General features: G+C 48.3%; 18 protein-coding genes and 1 riboswitch. All 18 genes read left to right on the top strand.

Going from position 1 to position 18,886, the window contains the following annotated elements; all coding sequences use genetic code 11:
* The first annotated feature begins 26 nt into the window (after window positions 1-26).
* A riboswitch (cyclic di-AMP (ydaO/yuaA leader) is annotated at window positions 27-208 on the top strand.
* A 250-nt stretch (window positions 209-458) separates the two neighbouring features.
* The 18 genes from DFP97_RS27635 (at window position 459) to urtB (ending at window position 18,791) form a co-directional block, all read left to right on the top strand.
* Window positions 459-1,607, top strand: a complete 1,149-nt coding sequence (locus DFP97_RS27635) for a resuscitation-promoting factor (protein WP_245976624.1) — start codon at window positions 459-461, stop codon at window positions 1,605-1,607.
* Between the two features lie 125 nt (window positions 1,608-1,732).
* Window positions 1,733-2,281, top strand: a complete 549-nt coding sequence (gene rnmV, locus DFP97_RS27630; RefSeq protein WP_114383923.1) for a ribonuclease M5 — start codon at window positions 1,733-1,735, stop codon at window positions 2,279-2,281.
* Window positions 2,282-2,285: 4 nt separating this feature from the next.
* Entirely contained in the window at window positions 2,286-3,209 is a 924-nt protein-coding gene (rsmA, locus tag DFP97_RS27625) for a 16S rRNA (adenine(1518)-N(6)/adenine(1519)-N(6))-dimethyltransferase RsmA (protein WP_114383908.1), read from the top strand.
* Between the two features lie 70 nt (window positions 3,210-3,279).
* Entirely contained in the window at window positions 3,280-4,164 is an 885-nt protein-coding gene (gene yabG / locus DFP97_RS27620; RefSeq protein WP_114383907.1) for a sporulation peptidase YabG, read from the top strand.
* A 201-nt stretch (window positions 4,165-4,365) separates the two neighbouring features.
* A complete protein-coding gene (gene veg, locus DFP97_RS27615) occupies window positions 4,366-4,641 on the top strand; it encodes a biofilm formation stimulator Veg (protein WP_114383906.1) in 276 nt (91 codons plus the stop codon).
* 197 nt (window positions 4,642-4,838) lie between these two features.
* Window positions 4,839-5,024: a small, acid-soluble spore protein, alpha/beta type gene (locus DFP97_RS27610; RefSeq protein WP_114383905.1), complete on the top strand. Its 186-nt coding sequence runs from the start codon at window positions 4,839-4,841 to the stop codon at window positions 5,022-5,024.
* Between the two features lie 138 nt (window positions 5,025-5,162).
* Window positions 5,163-6,017: a 4-(cytidine 5'-diphospho)-2-C-methyl-D-erythritol kinase gene (gene ispE / locus DFP97_RS27605; protein WP_114383904.1), complete on the top strand. Its 855-nt coding sequence runs from the start codon at window positions 5,163-5,165 to the stop codon at window positions 6,015-6,017.
* 82 nt (window positions 6,018-6,099) lie between these two features.
* Window positions 6,100-6,927 (top strand): pur operon repressor, encoded by an 828-nt coding sequence (gene purR / locus DFP97_RS27600; RefSeq protein WP_114383903.1) that lies wholly within the window; start codon window positions 6,100-6,102, stop codon window positions 6,925-6,927.
* A 192-nt stretch (window positions 6,928-7,119) separates the two neighbouring features.
* The gene (locus DFP97_RS27595; protein ID WP_114383902.1) at window positions 7,120-7,518 is read left to right on the top strand and encodes a RidA family protein; all 399 of its coding nucleotides are present in this window, start codon (window positions 7,120-7,122) and stop codon (window positions 7,516-7,518) included.
* 130 nt (window positions 7,519-7,648) lie between these two features.
* The gene (gene spoVG, locus DFP97_RS27590; RefSeq protein ID WP_028609566.1) at window positions 7,649-7,930 is read left to right on the top strand and encodes a septation regulator SpoVG; all 282 of its coding nucleotides are present in this window, start codon (window positions 7,649-7,651) and stop codon (window positions 7,928-7,930) included.
* Between the two features lie 199 nt (window positions 7,931-8,129).
* On the top strand, window positions 8,130-9,527 hold the full coding sequence (glmU, locus tag DFP97_RS27585) for a bifunctional UDP-N-acetylglucosamine diphosphorylase/glucosamine-1-phosphate N-acetyltransferase GlmU (RefSeq protein WP_114383901.1): 1,398 nt from the start codon (window positions 8,130-8,132) through the stop codon (window positions 9,525-9,527).
* 100 nt (window positions 9,528-9,627) lie between these two features.
* Window positions 9,628-10,278: a 50S ribosomal protein L25 gene (locus tag DFP97_RS27580; RefSeq protein WP_114383900.1), complete on the top strand. Its 651-nt coding sequence runs from the start codon at window positions 9,628-9,630 to the stop codon at window positions 10,276-10,278.
* A 138-nt stretch (window positions 10,279-10,416) separates the two neighbouring features.
* Window positions 10,417-10,977, top strand: coding sequence for an aminoacyl-tRNA hydrolase (pth, locus tag DFP97_RS27575; RefSeq protein WP_114383922.1), 561 nt, complete (start codon window positions 10,417-10,419; stop codon window positions 10,975-10,977).
* A 63-nt stretch (window positions 10,978-11,040) separates the two neighbouring features.
* Window positions 11,041-11,271 (top strand): anti-sigma-F factor Fin, encoded by a 231-nt coding sequence (gene fin / locus DFP97_RS27570; RefSeq protein WP_114383899.1) that lies wholly within the window; start codon window positions 11,041-11,043, stop codon window positions 11,269-11,271.
* A 109-nt stretch (window positions 11,272-11,380) separates the two neighbouring features.
* Complete coding sequence (gene mfd, locus DFP97_RS27565) at window positions 11,381-14,908, top strand: transcription-repair coupling factor (protein WP_425453566.1); 3,528 nt, start codon at window positions 11,381-11,383, stop codon at window positions 14,906-14,908.
* Between the two features lie 71 nt (window positions 14,909-14,979).
* Window positions 14,980-16,059 (top strand): peptidylprolyl isomerase, encoded by a 1,080-nt coding sequence (locus tag DFP97_RS27560; protein WP_114383897.1) that lies wholly within the window; start codon window positions 14,980-14,982, stop codon window positions 16,057-16,059.
* A 456-nt stretch (window positions 16,060-16,515) separates the two neighbouring features.
* Window positions 16,516-17,787, top strand: a complete 1,272-nt coding sequence (gene urtA, locus DFP97_RS27555) for an urea ABC transporter substrate-binding protein (protein WP_114383896.1) — start codon at window positions 16,516-16,518, stop codon at window positions 17,785-17,787.
* Between the two features lie 98 nt (window positions 17,788-17,885).
* Window positions 17,886-18,791, top strand: a complete 906-nt coding sequence (gene urtB, locus DFP97_RS27550) for an urea ABC transporter permease subunit UrtB (protein WP_114383895.1) — start codon at window positions 17,886-17,888, stop codon at window positions 18,789-18,791.
* Window positions 18,792-18,886: the final 95 nt, after the last annotated feature.

Below are 18,886 nucleotides of genomic sequence, written 5' to 3'. Positions count from 1 at the left end.
CAGAGCATTAATATTTTGTATTGGATTTCCAGTTTACGCTTAATCTCCATTCGGAGAGCGGGGGAACCAGATGCGGGTAATTGTACCGCATATTGAATTCTTCAGGGGTGAATTTCAAAACCTTTGCCATGAGCATTGTGTTAAGAATAGGGCGACTCTCTTGCCCGAATCCGTCAGCTAACCTCGTAAGCGTCTATAGAGAGTGATCAACCTCGTGCATCCATTTTTCCTGTATCCCAGAGCAGCAGCTACCCGGGAAGCCACGAAACAGATCCTCTGTCGACGGCTTCTTTTTATTTTCGAATAATCGGGAATTTGTCGACATAGGGATAAAAAGATGGAGGTGGGAGGTTCGATAGCAGTTCTGGATTGCGTGCTTGCACGCCAATATACTATAGTCGCGTCAGTTGTATCATGCGTAACACTTGGCGGCGGGGCTATGAAGGAGGACCGATGAAGTGGGACTACTCCAGGTAAAGGACACCCATGGGAAACGATCATCCAGCATGTCTTTCGCATTGCGATGGAAGCGTGAAAACTTGCGTTTGATTATTTTGAGTGCTACTATCTCAATCGCTATGACTTTCATGTTTTTGGTGTTGTTGTACGGAACGGCTGTCAAAAGCGTCTCCGTAGTGGTTAATGGACAAGAAACCATTGTGGAAACAAAGCAATGGGTCCTGCAACGCCTACTGGATGAACAAGCTATCGCAATTGGACCACATGATGAGGTGTCCATACCGCTAAATGCGGCAATAAAGGACGGAGATCGCATTGAAGTAACTCATGCGATACCGGTAATTGTGAAAGCTGATGGCAAGACATCAACGGTGTACACGACAGAGAGAACAGTGCAGGCGGCGATCGAGGAATTAAATATTCCAGTTCGTGGTCAAGATAAAGTAATACCTCCGCTTGATACAGTTGTTAATGCGGAATTAACAGTAACTGTTGTGCGCGTCGACACGAAAGTGTCTGAAACAGAGCGCGCTATGCCGTTCTCTATCGTAAAGAAAGAAGATCCAACGCTGGAAGCGGGCAAAGAAAAGCTCGTGCAAACCGGTAAGGAAGGTCTCATTGTTGAGCATATCGAGAAGCAGTATGAGGACGGAATTCTCGTTTCGAAGAAGATGGTCAGCAAGGTTGTGGAGTCAGCAGCCGTTGATCAGGTCATTGCCGTCGGAACGAAGAAGGAACAGCCTAAAGTACAAGTGCTCTCGAGCCGTAGCCCTAGCGTAACTACGCTGACAAAGAGCGGAGTAACGTTTAAGGCGAAGAAGGTACTTAATAACGTCACATTAACTGCTTATTCCGCAGGAGTGGCGTCAACTGGCAAGGATGAGAACCATCCGCAATACGGAATTACCGCATCGGGGGCGCGCGTCCAAGAGGGAAGGACCATAGCGGTTGATCCTGATGTTATTCCGATCGGTTGGTGGGTGTATATTGAAGGTATCGGTTTCCGCCGTGCTGAAGATACGGGCAGCGCGATTAAAGGAAACAAAATCGATGTCTATTTCGACAGCTCCAAATATGCGAATAAGTTCGGCAGGAAGAAGGGCTTTACCGTATATGTGCTAGGACCGAATAAGCCTACCGCAAGCTAATTTATGGGGTTATCATCATTTTATCGTAAGGATTAATTAAATATGCCATCATAAGGAGAGGCACTGCCTCTTCTTTTTGTATGTTTGTCAACAAAACAGTTTTACAAAGGAAGGGAATGATCTTGATGATCAAGGAGATCATTGTCGTAGAAGGTAAGGATGACACCGCAGCGATAAAAAGGGCGGTGGATGCGGATACGATTGAGACGAATGGTTCAGCTATTGGCGAAGATGTGCTGCGGCGAATTGCTCTGGCGAGTGAACGGCGGGGCGTCATTATATTTACCGACCCCGACCACGCCGGGGAGCGGATCCGTAAAATTGTCGCGCGTCATGCGCCAGGCTGCAAGCACGCTTTTTTGCCCCAAGAAAAGGCCTTGTATAAAGGGGATATCGGAATAGAAAATGCAAGTCCCGAAGCGATTCGAGCAGCTCTCTCGGAGCTTCGTACGGAGTCGGCTGACGAATCTGGCGAAATAAGCTGGGAAGACTTAATGGAAGCGGGGCTGATCGTACATCCGGATGCATCAAATAGGCGCTTGCGCATCGGCAAGCTGCTTGGTATCGGATATGCGAACGGGAAGCAGTTCTATAAACGTTGTACAAGCTTCCGTATATCTAAAGCAGAATTTACGGCGGCACTCCGTCAGATGGAAGAGGAACTGGAGGGATAGAGCTATGAGCAGTCAAGAACAAGGGAAGCAAGGCACTGCGGTAAGAACGGCTTCTGTAGAGGTTGCGACACCGAAGCGGACCAAAGAAATTATCGCAAAATATGGCTTTTCCTTTAAGAAGAGCTTAGGACAAAATTTTCTGATCGACCAAAACATTTTAAATAATATTGTTCAGGCTGCTGAGCTTGATGAGACAAAAGGGGCGCTGGAAATCGGTCCGGGCATAGGCGCGCTTACCCAGCGGCTTGCGGCATCGGCTGGTAAAGTTACAGCTATTGAAATCGATAACCGGCTTATTCCGATTTTACGTGATGTATTAGCGGATGAGCAGCATACAACGGTTATTCACGGTGATGTATTGAAGCTGGATTTGAAGCAGTTGTTTGCAGAGCAGTTTGGAGATGTTACTGGGGTAAGCGTCGTTGCGAATTTGCCTTATTACGTTACAACACCCATATTAATGAAGCTGCTCGAGGAGAAGCTTCCGCTTGAGCATATCGTCGTCATGATCCAGAAGGAGGTAGCGGTACGGATGGCCGCAAAGCCTGGCGGTAAGGAATACGGCAGTCTTAGTGTAGCCGTCCAATATTACTGCGTACCGCAAGTCGTATGTACGGTGCCGCATACGGTATTTATACCGCAGCCGAATGTCGACTCCGCTGTTATCAAGCTGTCGCTTCGCGATAAGCCGGCTGTTGACGTGCCTGATGAGGAGCATTTCTTCCGCGTCGTACAGGCTAGCTTCGCTCAGCGCCGTAAGACGCTGGTGAACAATTTGACTGCGTTTGTCGGCAAGGAGCGCCGCGAGGCGTTAACAGAACTGCTTCTCCGTAACGAAATAGACCCGGTCCGCCGGGGCGAGACGTTGTCATTAGAGGAGTTTGCGCGAATTAGCCGAAGTATGCTGGAAGCGGGCTGGGGCAGCTAAGCCATCTACGCCTAAAATACTCACCATTCGCCCTGTCTGCCCATAGGATAGACGAAGAGGTGATTTACCTATGAAGCAAGGGGACCTGGTCGTCCGCAAATCGTATGGCGGTGACGTGCTGTTCCGAGTTGAAGCTGTTCGTACACATAAGGCCGTTCTGAAAGGCACGGACTATCGATTACTTGCGGATGCTCCGATTCCCGATCTGTCGGTTGTAAATGATCCAGAATCGACGAGAGCGGTGCAGCAAGTCAGAATTAAAGTAAATGACTCCATAAGGCGTATGCATTCAGAGCGAGAACGACAAGCGGTTGAAACCGAGGATCATATCCGCCAGGCGATGCAGGAGAGCCAACCTTTCTTTGAAGTGCCTGGCAAAGTGCTCCATCTCGACGGTGATGGCAACTATTTGAAGAAGAGCATGCAGCTATACAATACGATGCATGTCCCTTCCCATGGTCTTCATGTGCATGAATCGCAAATGGCGGATGCGCTCTACCGTCTGCTGCCGCAAATTCAGCCGGACATTGTCGTTATTACAGGACATGATGGCGTGCTGAAAAACCGCGCACAAATGGACCTGTACAGTTTAAGCAGCTATAAAAACTCGCAGCATTTCGTTAATGCTGTCCGTGTTGCCCGCGAATATGAGAGAAATCGGGACGGGTTAATCGTGATTGCCGGCGCATGCCAATCCCATTTTGAAGCGCTGCTTCAGGCGGGTTCCAACTTTGCCAGCTCACCAGGACGTATTTTGATCCATGCGCTTGATCCTGTTTATATTGCCATTAAAGCGAGTTATACTTCGATAAAAGACACCATTAATTTGGCGGATGTCATACATGGCACAATTAGCGGAATTGAAGGCGTTGGGGGTATTGAAACGTTAGGACGATTCCGGGTCGGATTGCCTAAGCCGAAAATAACTTCAGCATCTATCGCACAAAAAGCATAAGCGTAATAGGATTTATCGTACGCTCTTTGTTGAATTAACTTCTTAATATGCCTTTTTTTTGCTGCTCTATGCATACTTTTTTAAAAAATGGGTGAAAACACCGTTGACAAGTAAATAATCTGGCTGATATAATATTTTGCTTTGTTTGACAAACCTCCTCTTTTTGGTTATAATGGACAAGGAAAGAGGTGGTAGTGGACAATGGCAAAAAATGCGCTATTGGATATTAAACGCAGTTTGGAAGCTCATGTTGGTTCCAAAATCCGTCTTCGAGCTAACGGTGGCCGACGAAAGACCATCGAACGAACCGGTACGTTAGAAGAAATCTACCCTTCTGTTTTCATTGTCAAACTGGATGAGGAGCAGCATGCGTTTAAGCGTGTCTCTTACAGTTATGCGGATATACTGACAGAGTCGGTGGAAGTGACCGTATGCAATGACGAAGGTCAAGTCCGAATCGCCCATTTGCAACAATAGATTATATACCGCCGAGTGAGGCATGTTAGCGCAGATTGCATCTGCGCTTTTTTTTTGCTTAGAAAAGCTGTCTAAATTACATATCGGGTTAATGAAGCATCATCGAGTACGTATTAGCCGTAAAGGTTTGAAGCATACTATTTAAGCAATTCGCTGTTATATGGTGAACGTTATTATGGGATTCGGAGGGAATGCGAATGAGCCGCAGAAGACGGAGCGTCATGTCAGAGCAATTGAAAACCGAGCTGGCTAAGGATCTTGGATTTTATGACACGGTTCAGCAGGAAGGCTGGGGCGGTATCCGTGCCAAGGATGCCGGAAATATGGTCAAAAGAGCGATCCAGCTTGCCGAGCAAGCAGCTGCAAAATCCAATCAGCCGTAATCGGGCTGCGATAATTTATAACCCTAAAAGCTGAGCAGATGGCATCCGGAATAGGTCCGATTGCCATCTCTTAGCTTTTATTGCGTTCGTTTGATATAATGATGCTTAAGCTTACGAACGAACGGGTGAACTTATCAGATGAAAATTTATGAAAAAGCTCCTGCAAAAATCAATTTACTTCTCGACGTGCTCCGCAAACGCGAGGACGGTTACCATGAGGTAGAAATGATTATGACGATGGTCGATCTTGCAGACCGTCTTGAAATGGAAGAACTCCCTAGAGATACGATTATTATATCAAGCCAGGTGGGCTACATACCCCTCGATGAGAAGAATTTAGCTTTTCAAGCGGCCAGGCTTATTAAAGAACGTTACGATGTAAAGCAAGGCGTATATATTCATTTGGATAAAAAGATTCCGGTAGCCGCTGGCCTTGCAGGCGGCAGCAGCGATGCCGCTGCTGCGCTGCGCGGTCTTAACAGGCTGTGGAAGCTCCAAATTCCAGAGGACGAACTGTGCCGCCTGGGAGCGGAGCTTGGCTCGGATGTTCCGTTCTGCGTAACTGGGGGTACTGCTATTGCCCGCGGGCGTGGCGAAGTTCTGGAGCACATTGCTAATCCTCCTCAATGCTGGGTTGTACTGGCGAAGCCGCCAATCAATGTCTCGACGGCAGACGTATACGGCAAATTCCGCGCTAATGAGCTGAAGGAGCACCCTTCGATTTCCAATATGGTTGATGCTCTCGAAAGAGGCTCCTTTAATGATATTTGCGACGGGCTTGGCAACGTGCTGGAGAACGTTACACTGGACGTTTATCCGGAAGTAATGCAGCTTAAGGAAAGTATGATCCGGCTTGGGGCTGACGGCGTTCTGATGTCGGGAAGCGGCCCGACGGTTTTTGGTCTTGTCTCGAAGGAGGCCAAGCTTCCACGCATTCACAATGGGCTTCGGGGTTTTTGTAAAGAGGTATATGTGGTAAGAATGCTGACATAAGACTGACGTTCTTCTTGATTAAATCCGTATAAAAATGTTATATTGACATTATATTATTCGGATTTAGTGGGGGGAGATGTGTTTGAAGAAGTTGAAACGGAGCTCGCGGTTGGTAGAAATGACTCAATACTTGTTAAGTCGACCCCACACGTTAATTTCGCTGACAGCATTTGCTGATCGTTATCAGTCTGCAAAGTCTTCGATTAGTGAAGATTTAGCAATTATTAAAGAAGTGTTCGAGGAAGAAGGCATTGGTGAGCTTCATACGTTAGCCGGAGCTGCAGGCGGAGTGAAGTATACGCCGAAGATGCAAGAGGACACTGCTCTTACCATAATGACGAGCATATGCCGCCAGTTAGAGCAGCCTGAAAGGGTTCTTCCCGGCGGTTATTTGTATATAACGGATATGCTGGGCCAACCTGAGATGCTGGCGGATGTAGGCAGAATATTTGCTACCGCATTTGCTGACCGGAAGATCGATGTCATTATGACGGTAGAAACGAAAGGCATACCGCTTGCTTATGCAACGGCGGCCTGCCTTAATATTCCGGTTGTCATCGTGCGACGCGATAACAAGGTAACGGAAGGCTCGGCGGTCAGCATCAATTATGTATCCGGTTCAACGAAGCGGATTCAGACGATGTCGCTTGCGCGCAGAGCGCTCAAGGAGCAATCACGGGTCCTTATTCTTGATGATTTTATGAAGGCTGGCGGTACGATCCAGGGGATGATGGATTTGCTGTTCGAATTTAAAGCTACGGTAGCCGGCGTCGGTGTATTCGTAGAATCCGGTGAAGTAGAATTAGAGGAGCGGCTTCTTGAGGATTATGTGTCGCTTGCGAAGCTCACTGCCGTTGATATGAAGACGAAGCAAACGACCGTAGTACCGGGCAACTATTTTAAAATATAAGAAAGTATAAATTTGAATTTTATACCATGCTTATATTTAACCGCGAAACGACCTATTGCCACTAAGGATGGCACAGAACCGAGCTGTTCATTAACACAGCTAGCGGTTCGTGCGTAACGCAAGCCGTTTACGCTTGAATCAAATGAGCAGGTTTTCATATTTTGCATCTTGCTTTGAAAGGCTGGGACAATAATGACAACGAAGCAACAACCGCAAGTTATTGCAACGGATCGGGCGCCTGCGGCAATCGGACCTTATTCACAAGCAATTAAGCTGGGAGGATTGTTGTTCACTTCCGGACAAATTCCGCTTGATGCGTCAGGGCAGCTGGTAAAAGGCGGCATTGAGGAGCAAACGCATCAAGTATTTCGTAATCTGGAGGCCGTGCTTGCGGCTGCGGGTGCAGGCTTTCAGGATGTTGTGAAGACGACCGTGTTTTTGAAAGACATGAACCAATTTGCGGCGGTAAACGGCATCTATTCTTCTTATTTCGGTGACCATAAACCGGCTCGGTCGACTGTTGAAGTCGCGCGGTTGCCAAAGGATGTTTTTGTCGAAATAGAGGTCATAGCATCGACTAATGTCGAATGAAAACGAAAAAGATTCAAACTAAAAAAAATATTTTAAATAGTGCATGAATTTACCAAAAATCTAGAAGGAATTAGCACAAAAACGTGGAAGTATACACCAAGTCTCTGATAGACAAAGGTGGTGAACACAAGTGCAAATTACTGATGTCAGACTCCGCCGAGTAAATTCCGAAGGGCGTATGAAGGCTATCGCATCCATTACTATTGACAATGAATTCGTCGTTCACGATATTCGTGTAATCGATGGTAACAATGGTATGTTCGTTGCAATGCCAAGCAAACGTACTCCGGATGGAGAATTTCGGGATATCGCTCATCCGATCTCTTCAACCACCCGGGAGAAAATCCAGGCCGCTGTTCTCGCCGAGTACGAGCGTGCAGCAGAAGAAGTTGCGATTGAAGAAGGAGCTTAACCAGAGCATTTCATGTTATTTTAGGAATGATTGGAGAAGAGAGCCGAGGCTCTCTTTTCTTTTTTAAATAGACAAGGATGGCACAGAACCGAGCTGTTCATTCACACAGCTAGCGGTTCGTGCGTAGCGTCATCCGTTTTCGCTTGGTATAATGTAATATATTCATTAGAGAATTTGATGCTGGCGGGAGGTTTTTTATTTGAAAGTTATGGCGATTGTGCTTGCTGCGGGACAGGGTAAGCGTATGAAATCGAAATTATATAAGGTACTCCATTCGGTATGCGGGAAGCCGATGGTAGGACATGTGCTGGATACGGTAAAAGAAGCACATGCCGAGCGTACGGTTGTTATTGTTGGGCACGGTGCGGAAATGGTGAAAGCGACATTGGGTGATGCCGCGGAGTACGTCCTGCAGGAGCAGCAGCTGGGTACCGGACATGCGGTGCGTCAAGCAGAGGCACTGCTAGGCGGAGAAGAAGGCACCACGATCGTTATTTGCGGCGATACGCCTCTTGTACAGGCGTCCACGATTAACGCAATGCTGGAGCTTCATGCTTCTAGCGGAGCGGCAGCAACAGTGTTAACGGCGTCGTTCGATAATCCGACAGGCTACGGCCGTGTTATTCGCGGAGAGGACGGCACTGTTCAGCGTATTGTAGAGCAGAAGGACTGCTCCCCTCATGAGGCCGCTGTAAAGGAAATTAATACGGGTACCTATTGCTTTGATAATCAGAAGCTGTTCGCTGCGCTGGCTAAGGTAACTAGCAATAATGCGCAGGGAGAATATTATTTGACCGATGTCATCGGTATTTTCCGTGAAGCCGGAGAATCCGTTCAAGGCTATTGCACGACTGATTTGGCTGAAGCAATCGGCGTAAACGACCGTGTTGCCTTGGCTGAAGCGGAGCGGCTAATGCGTGAGCGCATAAATCGCAATCATTTGCTGGGCGGGGTTACTTTTATTGACGCAGCATCAACTTACATCGAAGCGGGCGTTCAAATCGGATCGGATACGATTATTTATCCCGGTACGGTACTGCGCGGAACGACAGTAATTGGTGAAGATTGCGTAATCGGGCCGCAAGCGGATATTACGGACAGCACAATCGGCAACGGGGTTACAATCAAATATTCAGTGGTCGCAGAGTCCGCCGTAGGAGATACGAGCTCGATTGGACCCTATGCGAATTTGCGTCCGGGCTCGAAGCTTGGAGTCGGCTGCAAGATCGGCGATTTTGTTGAGCTCAAAAATGCATCGCTTGACGATGGCAGTAAAGTGTCGCATCTTAGCTATGTCGGTGACGCAAAGGTCGGAAAGGATGTTAATATCGGCTGTGGAGCGATTACCGTCAATTATGACGGCTACAATAAATTTGTGACGGAGATCGGTGATAACGCGTTTGTTGGCAGCAATGTCAATTTAATCGCTCCTGTGAAAATTGGAGACGGCGCTTATGTCGTTGCGGGTTCTACCATCACGCAGGATGTTCCGGCAGGCGATTTGGCGATCGCACGCGAGCGCCAGGTGAACAAGCCGGGTTACGCGGATAAAATTCGTGGACGGGCGAAAGCCAAAAAAGAAAAGAATCTGAAGTAAGACGCAGACGGTGTTTAGATTGAGGCCGGAATGGGTAAAGATATATGGAAATCAATATGAAGCGCATGCTGCTTCAAAAAAATAGTAGGAGGTTTCCAGTATGTCGATAGCTATGAAAGCAAACGGGCGCTCAATCTCGACGAAAGGAGAACTTCGCGAGTTGCGGCTCCAAGGCCGAATTCCCGGTGTCGTGTACGGAAAGCAGCTGAGCTCTGCCGCGCTTGTTTCGGTGGATCAGAAGGAGCTTGAACTACTGCTTCGTTCTCATCCGAATGCGGTGCTGGAAATAGATATTCCGTCGTATGGTAAACAATCCGTTATGGTGTCGGATGTGCAGCGCGATACGATGACCCGCCATGTGCTGCATGTCGATTTTCATCAAATCAATTTGAATGAAAACGTCCGCGCGAATGTTCGCATTGAGGCGGTAGGTGACTCCGAAGGCGTAAAAGAAGGCGGCATTCTTCAGGTTATTTTGCATGAGCTTGAGGTTCAGTGCTTACCAGGTAATATTCCGGAAGCTGTAACGGTGGATATATCGTCGCTTGGAGTAGGCGAAAGCTTGCTTGTCAGCGATTTGAAGCTGCCGCAGGGCGTGGAGTCGAAGTCCGACCCTGAGCTTGTCGTGCTGACGATTCTTGCACCGCAGAAAGAGCTTACCGAGGATGAGAAGGAAGATGCTGCTGTGGAGCTGATTGAGGCAGAGTCGAGATCCAAAGAGGCGCAGCTGGAAGAATTGAAACCCCTTTGATCAAAGCAAAGCAGCATGGGGCTTGATATGGCGCCGTCCTTATAGGGCGGCGCTGTTTTGTTGCCGTGCATCGAAGCGCAGCCGTTTACGGTGGCATTAGATTATGTTACATTTGTCCGTAAAGGAGTGGAGCGAGCAATGAGGTGGATTGCAGGACTGGGGAATCCCGGTACCGCTTATCAAGGAACGCGGCATAATGTCGGTTTTATGGTAATTGACGAGCTGGCGCGTCGGTGGGGCATCAATGTAACGCAAAACAAGTGCAAAGCTTTAATCGGTGAAGGCAACGTACAAGGAACGAAGGTCGTCCTCATTAAGCCGATGACATATATGAACTTGTCGGGTGAGTCCGTACGGTCGTTTCTTGATTATTTTAAAGCCGATCTGGCAGATGGGGTTATCGTTTATGATGATTTGGATACGGAGATCGGGAAGCTGCGGCTCCGGTACCAAGGCAGCGCAGGCGGGCATAACGGCATTAAGTCGCTTATACAGCATTTAGGCACTCAGACGTTCGACCGTGTTCGTATGGGTATTTCCCGTCCGCAGCCGGGCATGAATATAGCTGATTATGTGCTTTCTTCGTTTCCGAAGAGCGAGCAGGAGCAATTAGCCGCGATGATTGCAGGGGCATGCGAAGCTATCGAATACCGGTTAAAGGCTCCTTTTGAAGAGACGATGGCAAAGTTTAACCGATGATCTGTTAGATTACGATAATGCGGGCATACTGAAGGGTATAACGACTCTTCAGGAGGCATACATATGGCTGTAAACTATATCTGCAGGCACTGCAGAACGTCAATTGGGTCCATAAGCGGGTCAGATGTTACGGAGCAGCAGCTCGGTTTCCATTTCTTGACCCCCGAAGAACGCAGCGATATAATAGCGTATAACCCAAACGGTGACGTTACGGTTAAAGTGGTTTGTGATTATTGCCGCGAGGCGATAGAAGCGAATCCAGAACTGCATCTGGTAGCCAATCCGCTGCAGTGACGGAATGATAATAATGAGGGCCTTAGCGGATGGCTGAGGCTTCTTTTCAATGTACCGGGAGCGATCGTATCACTCTCCGATTGTGTATAGAAACGGGGTGTCGCAAAAGTTGAAAGCGTTAATTAAAGCTTTTGCCGCGGATACGGACGTTCAGTCCGTTATATCCGGTATTCGTAAAGGCATGCGCGAACAGATGATATCAGGTCTTGCCGGCTCTTCCAGACAAGTGCTCATTGCAGCATTACAGGAGGATGTAGAGCGTCCGATGCTGGTAGTGACGCATAATATGTTCTCTGCGCAGAAGATTGCCGAGGATTTGCAGGAATGTCTTTCACCAGATGATGTATTGTTATATCCCGCGAATGAGCTTGTAGCTGCCGAAGCGGCGATCTCGAGTCCCGAGACGCTGGCGCAGCGCATGGATGTGCTGATTAAGCTGTCCAAAGGCTATCGCGGGATTGTTGTCGTGCCATTCTCAGGGGTACGGCGTTATTTGCCGATAAGCGCTGTCATGGCGGAAGCGAAAATTGCAGTGCGTGTCGGCGACTCGCTTCCGCTAGAGTCTTTCTTGCGTCAGATGACGGCGCTTGGTTATACGCGTAATGATCGTGTAGAATTACGCGGCGAAATGAGTGTACGAGGCGGTATCGTTGACTTTTATCCATTAACGGCTTCGCAGGCGTATCGGATTGAGTGGTTTGGTGATGATATTGACTCGATACGGGCTTTCGACCCTGCAGATCAACGATCCTCCGACCGGATGGAATCGTTCGTTGTACCGCCATGCCAAGAAATGCTGGCCGATAGTCACCGAATGGAAATAGCGGCGAACCATGCGCAGCAGCTGCTGGAGAAGCAGCTCGACAAAATGACAGACCGCACGGCGAAGGATCGTCTGCGCACGGAAATGGGCGGAGAACTGGAGAAGCTTCGCGAGCACGTTTATTTTCCGGAAATATATAAATATATTTCGTTATTATACCCTGAGCGGCATACGATTCTTGATTATATGCCGGGCGATACGCTTCTCATACTAGATGAGCCAACCCGTTTGATAGAGACAGCGAAGCAGCTGGAGCGGGATGAGGCGGAATGGTCGATGCATTTGCTGCAGAACGGCAAGTCTCTGCCAGGGCTTTCGCTAGCGCGCGAGACGGACGAGATCTTACACCAACGTCCGTTTCCGACGCTGTTCTTGTCGTTGTTCCTGCGGCAAATTCCGCATTCGCAGCCGCAAAACATTTTGAATATGACCAGTCGCTCGATGCAAAACTTCCACGGACAAATGAATGTGCTAAAGGCAGAAATGGAACGTTGGCGCAAGACTGGCGCTACCGTCATGATGCTGGCCGGGAATGCGGAACGGATGGAACGGATGCGCCGCGTGCTTGATGATTACAGTATCGAGACGCCTATTCTTCTGGAAGGGAATCTGCAATCCGGCTTTGAGCTGCCATCATCCCATCTCGTTATTATTACGGAAGGCGAGATGTTCTCCCAGAAGCAGAGGAAAGCGCGAAGAATCGACAAGAAGGTCGACAATGCCGAACGTATTAAGAGTTATACAGAGCTTAAAGTCGGCGACTACGTTGTCCATCACAATCATGGAATCGGGAAATACGTAGGGATCGGCACGCTTGAAATTGCGGGCATTCATAAAGATTATTTGCATATCCTGTACGCCGGCGGCGATAAGCTGTCTGTTCCGATTGAGCAAGTGGACATGATTCAGAAATATGTCGGATCGGAAGAGAGAGAGCCTAAAGTAAACAAGCTGGGCGGCAGTGAATGGACAAGAGCAAAGAGTAAGGTGAAAGCATCCGTACAAGACATAGCTGATGATTTAATCAAGCTGTATGCGGAGCGGCAGACTGCGGCCGGATATGCATTCGGACAAGATACGTCTTATCAGAATGAATTCGAGGCTATGTTCCCTTATGATGAGACGCGCGACCAGATGAGAGCGATTGAGGAAATCAAGAAGGACATGGAAAAGAGTCAACCTATGGACCGGCTCCTTTGCGGAGACGTTGGTTATGGCAAAACCGAGGTCGCTATTCGTGCTGCCTTCAAGGCGGCAATGGATAGCAAGCAGGTAGCCGTGCTGGTACCTACGACGATTTTGGCGCAGCAGCACTATGAGACGTTCCGTGAGCGGTTTGCCGGTTATCCGATCAATGTTCAGGTGCTTAGCCGTTTCCGCTCGCGCAAGGAGCAGAATGAAACGATGAAAGGACTGAAGGCCGGAACCGTTGATGTTGTCATCGGAACGCACCGCCTGCTGTCGCAGGACATTATATTCAAATCGCTGGGGCTGCTCATTGTGGACGAGGAGCAGCGGTTCGGCGTGTCGCATAAGGAGAAGCTGAAGAAGCTGAAAACAAATGTGGACGTGCTAACGTTGACGGCAACGCCGATTCCGCGCACGCTTCATATGTCGATGCTCGGGGTGCGTGATTTGTCTGTTATTGAAACACCGCCGGAGAACCGGTTTCCCGTTCAAACGTATGTGGTCGAATACAGTCCGGCACTCGTCCGCGAAGCGATTGAGCGCGAGCTTGCCCGCGGCGGCCAGGTCTATTATTTATATAATCGCGTGCAAGGCATCTATCAGATGGCCGAGCAGATCAATGCGCTTGTACCGGATGCTAGAGTAGCGGTTGGGCATGGGCAAATGTCGGAGCAGGAGCTGGAAAAGACGATTCTCGATTTCCTTGACGGCGAATCTGACGTTCTGGTCAGCACGAGTATTATCGAGACAGGCGTCGATATTCCGAATGTCAATACGTTAATTGTGCATGATGCGGACAAAATGGGACTTTCCCAGCTGTACCAGCTGCGCGGGCGCGTAGGCCGTTCTAACCGGATAGCATATGCTTATTTCACCTATCAACGGGATAAGGTGCTAACAGAGGTTGCGGAGAAACGTCTGCAATCGATCAAAGAGTTCACGGAGCTCGGCTCCGGCTTTAAAATTGCGATGCGCGATTTGTCTATTCGCGGAGCGGGCAATTTGCTTGGGGCAGAGCAGCACGGCTTCATTGCCTCCGTTGGCTTCGACATGTATTCGCAAATGCTGGCAGATGAGATCGCCAAGCGTAAAGCGGAGATGAGCGGCGAAGAAGTGAAGGAAGAGAAGCCGGTTAGCACGCTCATCGATGTCAGTATCGATGCTTATTTGCCTTCCGATTACATTTACGACAGCATTCAAAAAATTGAAATTTATAAAAAGGTTGCTGCAATCCGGACCTTTGAAGAGTCGGACGATGTGATCGACGAGCTTGTAGACCGCTTTGGCGATTTACCGCAGGCGGTTAGCAATTTGCTTGCGGTTGCGAGACTCAAAGTATATGGCACTATGTACGGTATCGAGCAAATTAGCGGGAAGGGCGACGATCTTATCCTTCGCTTCGCTGCTAACGAGAAACGCCGTATTGACCGGAAAAAAGTAGATCAGCTGTGCTTAAAGCTTGAGAACCGATTTAAGCAAGGCAGCGAGCAAGAACCAAATCCGAGCGTGCTTCTGCGGGGCAAGGGATTAAATATGGAGCAGAAGATCCACATGACGGAGCAATTCTTGCAAGGATACAAGGACGTCCTGCTGTATAAGGAAGAATTGCAAAATGTGACACCATAGACAAGATTCGCTTTCAGCGTCCCTTTTCTGATACAATACAAACAAGCTCATAAATTGAAAGGGGATTCAACATGTTACACAGTTCACGTAAATCGGCATGGCGCAGAGGCGCGCTGCTTGTCGTTGCAGCGGTGCTCGTCATGACGTTTATGGCGGCATGCGGTGCGAAAGAAGCAGAGAATGCGACAGAAATTGCAACCTATAAGGGCGGCAATGTAACGGACACGGAATTCGACAAGTATTTAGCCGTTTTCACGGTCATGCAGCCAACCTACGCACAAATCATAGAAATCCCGCAATTCAAAGAGCAGCTGCTTCAGCAATATATTTCGTATAAGATTTTAGGCAGCCAAGCATCTAAAGAGTCGCAGAAGAAGGCTAAAAAAGATGTTAAAGCACAAATGGAGCAATTTGAAGAAGCGTTGAAAACGAACCCGGAATTGAAGGCTTCGCTTGATGAGAAGAAATTGAAAAACAAAGATATGGAAGAGTATTTGCTATTGACGTCCATCGTTGTGGCGCATATGAATTCCAAAGTAACAGAAGAAGAAATGAAAACCGAATATGAGGCGAACGGCGCTGATTATGCGACGGTCACGGTACGTCACATTTTGGTAGCGACAACGACTACGGATGAAGCTACGCAAGAGCAGAAAGAGCTTCGTACGCTTGAGGAAGCAATGAAACGCGCGAAGGAAGCGAAAGCAAAGCTTGAAGCGGGCGGAGAGTGGGCAGTGATCGCTAAGGAATACTCCGACGATCCTGGCTCTAAGGAAACAGGAGGCTTATATGCCGATAAGAAAGCCGGCGAGTGGGTTGAAGCATTCAAACAAGCTGCTTATAAGCAAGAGGTTGGTGTTATCGGCGATCCGGTAGAGACGGAATACGGATACCATGTCATTCTCGTTGAGAAGCGTGATATTCCGACCTATGATAAACTGAGTGAAACGGATAAGGAAGCTGTGAAAAGCGCGGTCGCTTACACCCACATGAACAAGTTCATGACGGATGAGATGCCGAAGCAAGAAATTGTAATCAAGCTGCCTGAGACGGAAAAAACTGAAGAGGAAGCTCCAGCTGGTGAGAAAACTCCAGCAGGTGAGGAAACGCCGGCTACAGAAGCTCCTACTGAGGCGCCTGCAGCAAAATAAGTTTTCGGATAGGCTGTGCAGACCCTTTAACCATTCAGTGGTTAAGGGGTCTTTTTAAGCGGGCAGATCGATCTCATTGTAGATATGCTCATAGCACGAGCGGAAGAGAACAAGAAGTAAACGGTAAGTGATTCGGTTATTAGGGCTCACCTTGAGGCGAAGTGTCGCGGGTGGGTCTTTTTTTGTTTTCAAAGTTATATGTACATGAAAAAGTAAAAACACTCATATAAGACAATAATGTGTAATGTTAATGTAACTATATATAACATATAAGAGGCATTGATGCGCGTATTTGGTTAATTTCCCGCGAAAAATTCTCCGAATAAAAATTTGATGTAAACTATATTGACACGAACTTAACGGCCACTCTATAATAAAAGCACGAACGTTGGGATTAGATTCCAACTGAACGTTCGGAAAAGAGAAAAAACAAAAAAGAAATTGGGGAGTGGAGAGATGAAAAAGAGGTTGTTTTATCAATTCAGCTTGTTACTGGTGGCATTGACCCTTGTATTGGCGGGTTGTGGTTCCAAGAATGAACCTGTCTCCACGAAAGAAGAGACGCCGAAGGCAACGGAAGCAGCGAATACGGGAGCAAGTACGGAGGGGGAAATTAAAGTAGGGATTCTGCACTCGCAGAGCGGCACGATGGCGATTAGTGAAGTGTCGGTTATCGATGCCGAATTGATGGCTATTGATGAAATTAATGCTGCCGGCGGCGTGATGGGAAAAAAAATCGTGCCCGTTATCGAGGACGGGGCTTCGGATTGGCCGACTTTCGCGGAGAAGGCCCGCAAACTGATCTCGGAGGACAAAGTTGCGACGGTATTTGGAGGATGGACATCTGCCAGCCGTAAAGCGATGAAGCCTGTATTCGAAGAGCTGAACGGATTGCTGTGGTACCCGGTACAATACGAAGGGCTTGAGTCTTCGCCGAACATCTTCTACACAGGCGCAACGACTAACCAGCAAATCGTGCCATCGGTTACGTGGCTGCTTGAAAACCGCGGCAAGAAATTTTACTTACTTGGATCGGACTATGTATTCCCTCGCACCGCAAACCTCGTCATAAAAGAGCAGTTGAAAGCAGAAGGCGGCGAATTGGTCGGCGAAGAGTATACACCGCTTGGTCACACTGACTATAGTACATTGATTAGCAAAATTAAAGAAGCAAAGCCGGATGTCGTCTACAATACATTGAACGGCGACAGTAACGTAGCGTTCTTCAAGCAGCTTAAAGACGCAGGTATAACGGCAAAAGATATAACGACACTGTCCGTATCGGTAGCCGAAGAAGAAATTCGCGGTATTGGCGTCGACGTGCTGGAAGGTCATTTGGCGGCATGGAACTACTACCAAACGACGGATACGCCAGCAAACAAAACGTTCGTTGAAAATTATAAAAAGAAATATGGCGCTGAACGCGTAACGGCGGATCCAATCGAGGCCGGTTACACGGCTGTATACTTATGGGCGGCAGCAGTAGAGAAGGCTGGCTCTACGGAAGTAGACAAGGTGAAGGAAGCGGCGAAAGAGCTGGAGTGGGATGCTCCGGAGGGTAAAGTGAAAATCGATGGCGCTACACAGCACATCTACAAAACCGTTCGGATCGGGGAAGTGCAGGCAGACGGCCAATTCAAGGAAATGTGGAATTCTGGCGAGGCGGTTAAGCCGGATCCATACTTGAAGGGGTATGACTGGGCGGCTAGCATTCAACCGACGGAATAACCGCTATGCGGGTAAATATCTAATGCGCAGCAATACTTGGGGGAGTATTCGGGTAGCTTCGAATGCTTCCCCTCTGTTTTATTGAAAGGAGCGGTCATATGGAAGTATATCTGCTGCAGCTATTCAATGGTTTAAGTATCAGCTCGATTTTATTGCTCGTTGCCTTAGGTCTGGCCATAACGTTTGGCTTGATGAAGGTTATTAATATGGCGCATGGCGAGCTCATAATGATTGGCGCCTACTCGACCTATTTGACACAAAATTTGTTTAACGATTATTTGCCGGAATCGATGTTTGATTGGTATTTTGTACTCGCGGTGCCGGCCAGCTTCGTTATTGCTTTTATATTCGGCCTTATTCTTGAGATGTCTCTCATCCGTTTTCTCTATGGACGGCCGCTGGACAGCTTGCTTGCTACATGGGGAGTAGGTCTTGTGCTGCAGCAGCTTGCAAGGTCGATCTTCGGCGCGCCTAACGTTGCGGTGACCAGTCCTTCGTGGTTAGACGGGGGTATGAAAATCATGGATGGCACGCTGCTCCCGTACAAACGGCTGTTTATTATAGCGCTCGTTATCGCTTGTTTGGTTTCCATGTACTTCTACATTTACCGCAGCCATGAGGGCAGAAGAATGCGTGCTGTTATGCAAAACCGTGACATGGCGGCATGTCTTGGCGTATCCACGCGGCGTGTCGATGCGATGACGTTTGCGATTGGCTCCGGCATTGCGGGTGTCGCAGGCTGTGCCTTGACACTGCTTGGCCCTATCGGTCCTTCGCTGGGCACTTACTATATCGTTGATGCGTTTATGGTGGTCGTTCTTGGCGGTGTCGGAAAGCTCGTCGGAACGGTGCTTGGCGCGACAGGCATAGGCATGTTTAATACGTTATTCGAATACTGGACGAATGCGTCGCTTGGCAAGGTGCTTGTGTTCGTATGTATTGTTGCATTTTTACAGTGGAAGCCTATGGGGCTCGTTGCGATGCGTACACGCTCGCTTGATTAAGGGGATGCTCTTTGCTCCTCAACATTTTTAGAAATATAAGAATTTATAAGTTTCACATTTATAAATAAGCTTATATTTCACCGCGAAACGAGCTT

The organism is Paenibacillus prosopidis (genome assembly GCF_003337375.1).
Taxonomy (GTDB): Bacteria; Bacillota; Bacilli; order Paenibacillales; family Paenibacillaceae; genus Pristimantibacillus; species Pristimantibacillus prosopidis.
The sequence above is the reverse complement of the archived record's forward strand: the minus strand, read 5'-3'. Positions and strand labels throughout refer to the sequence as shown.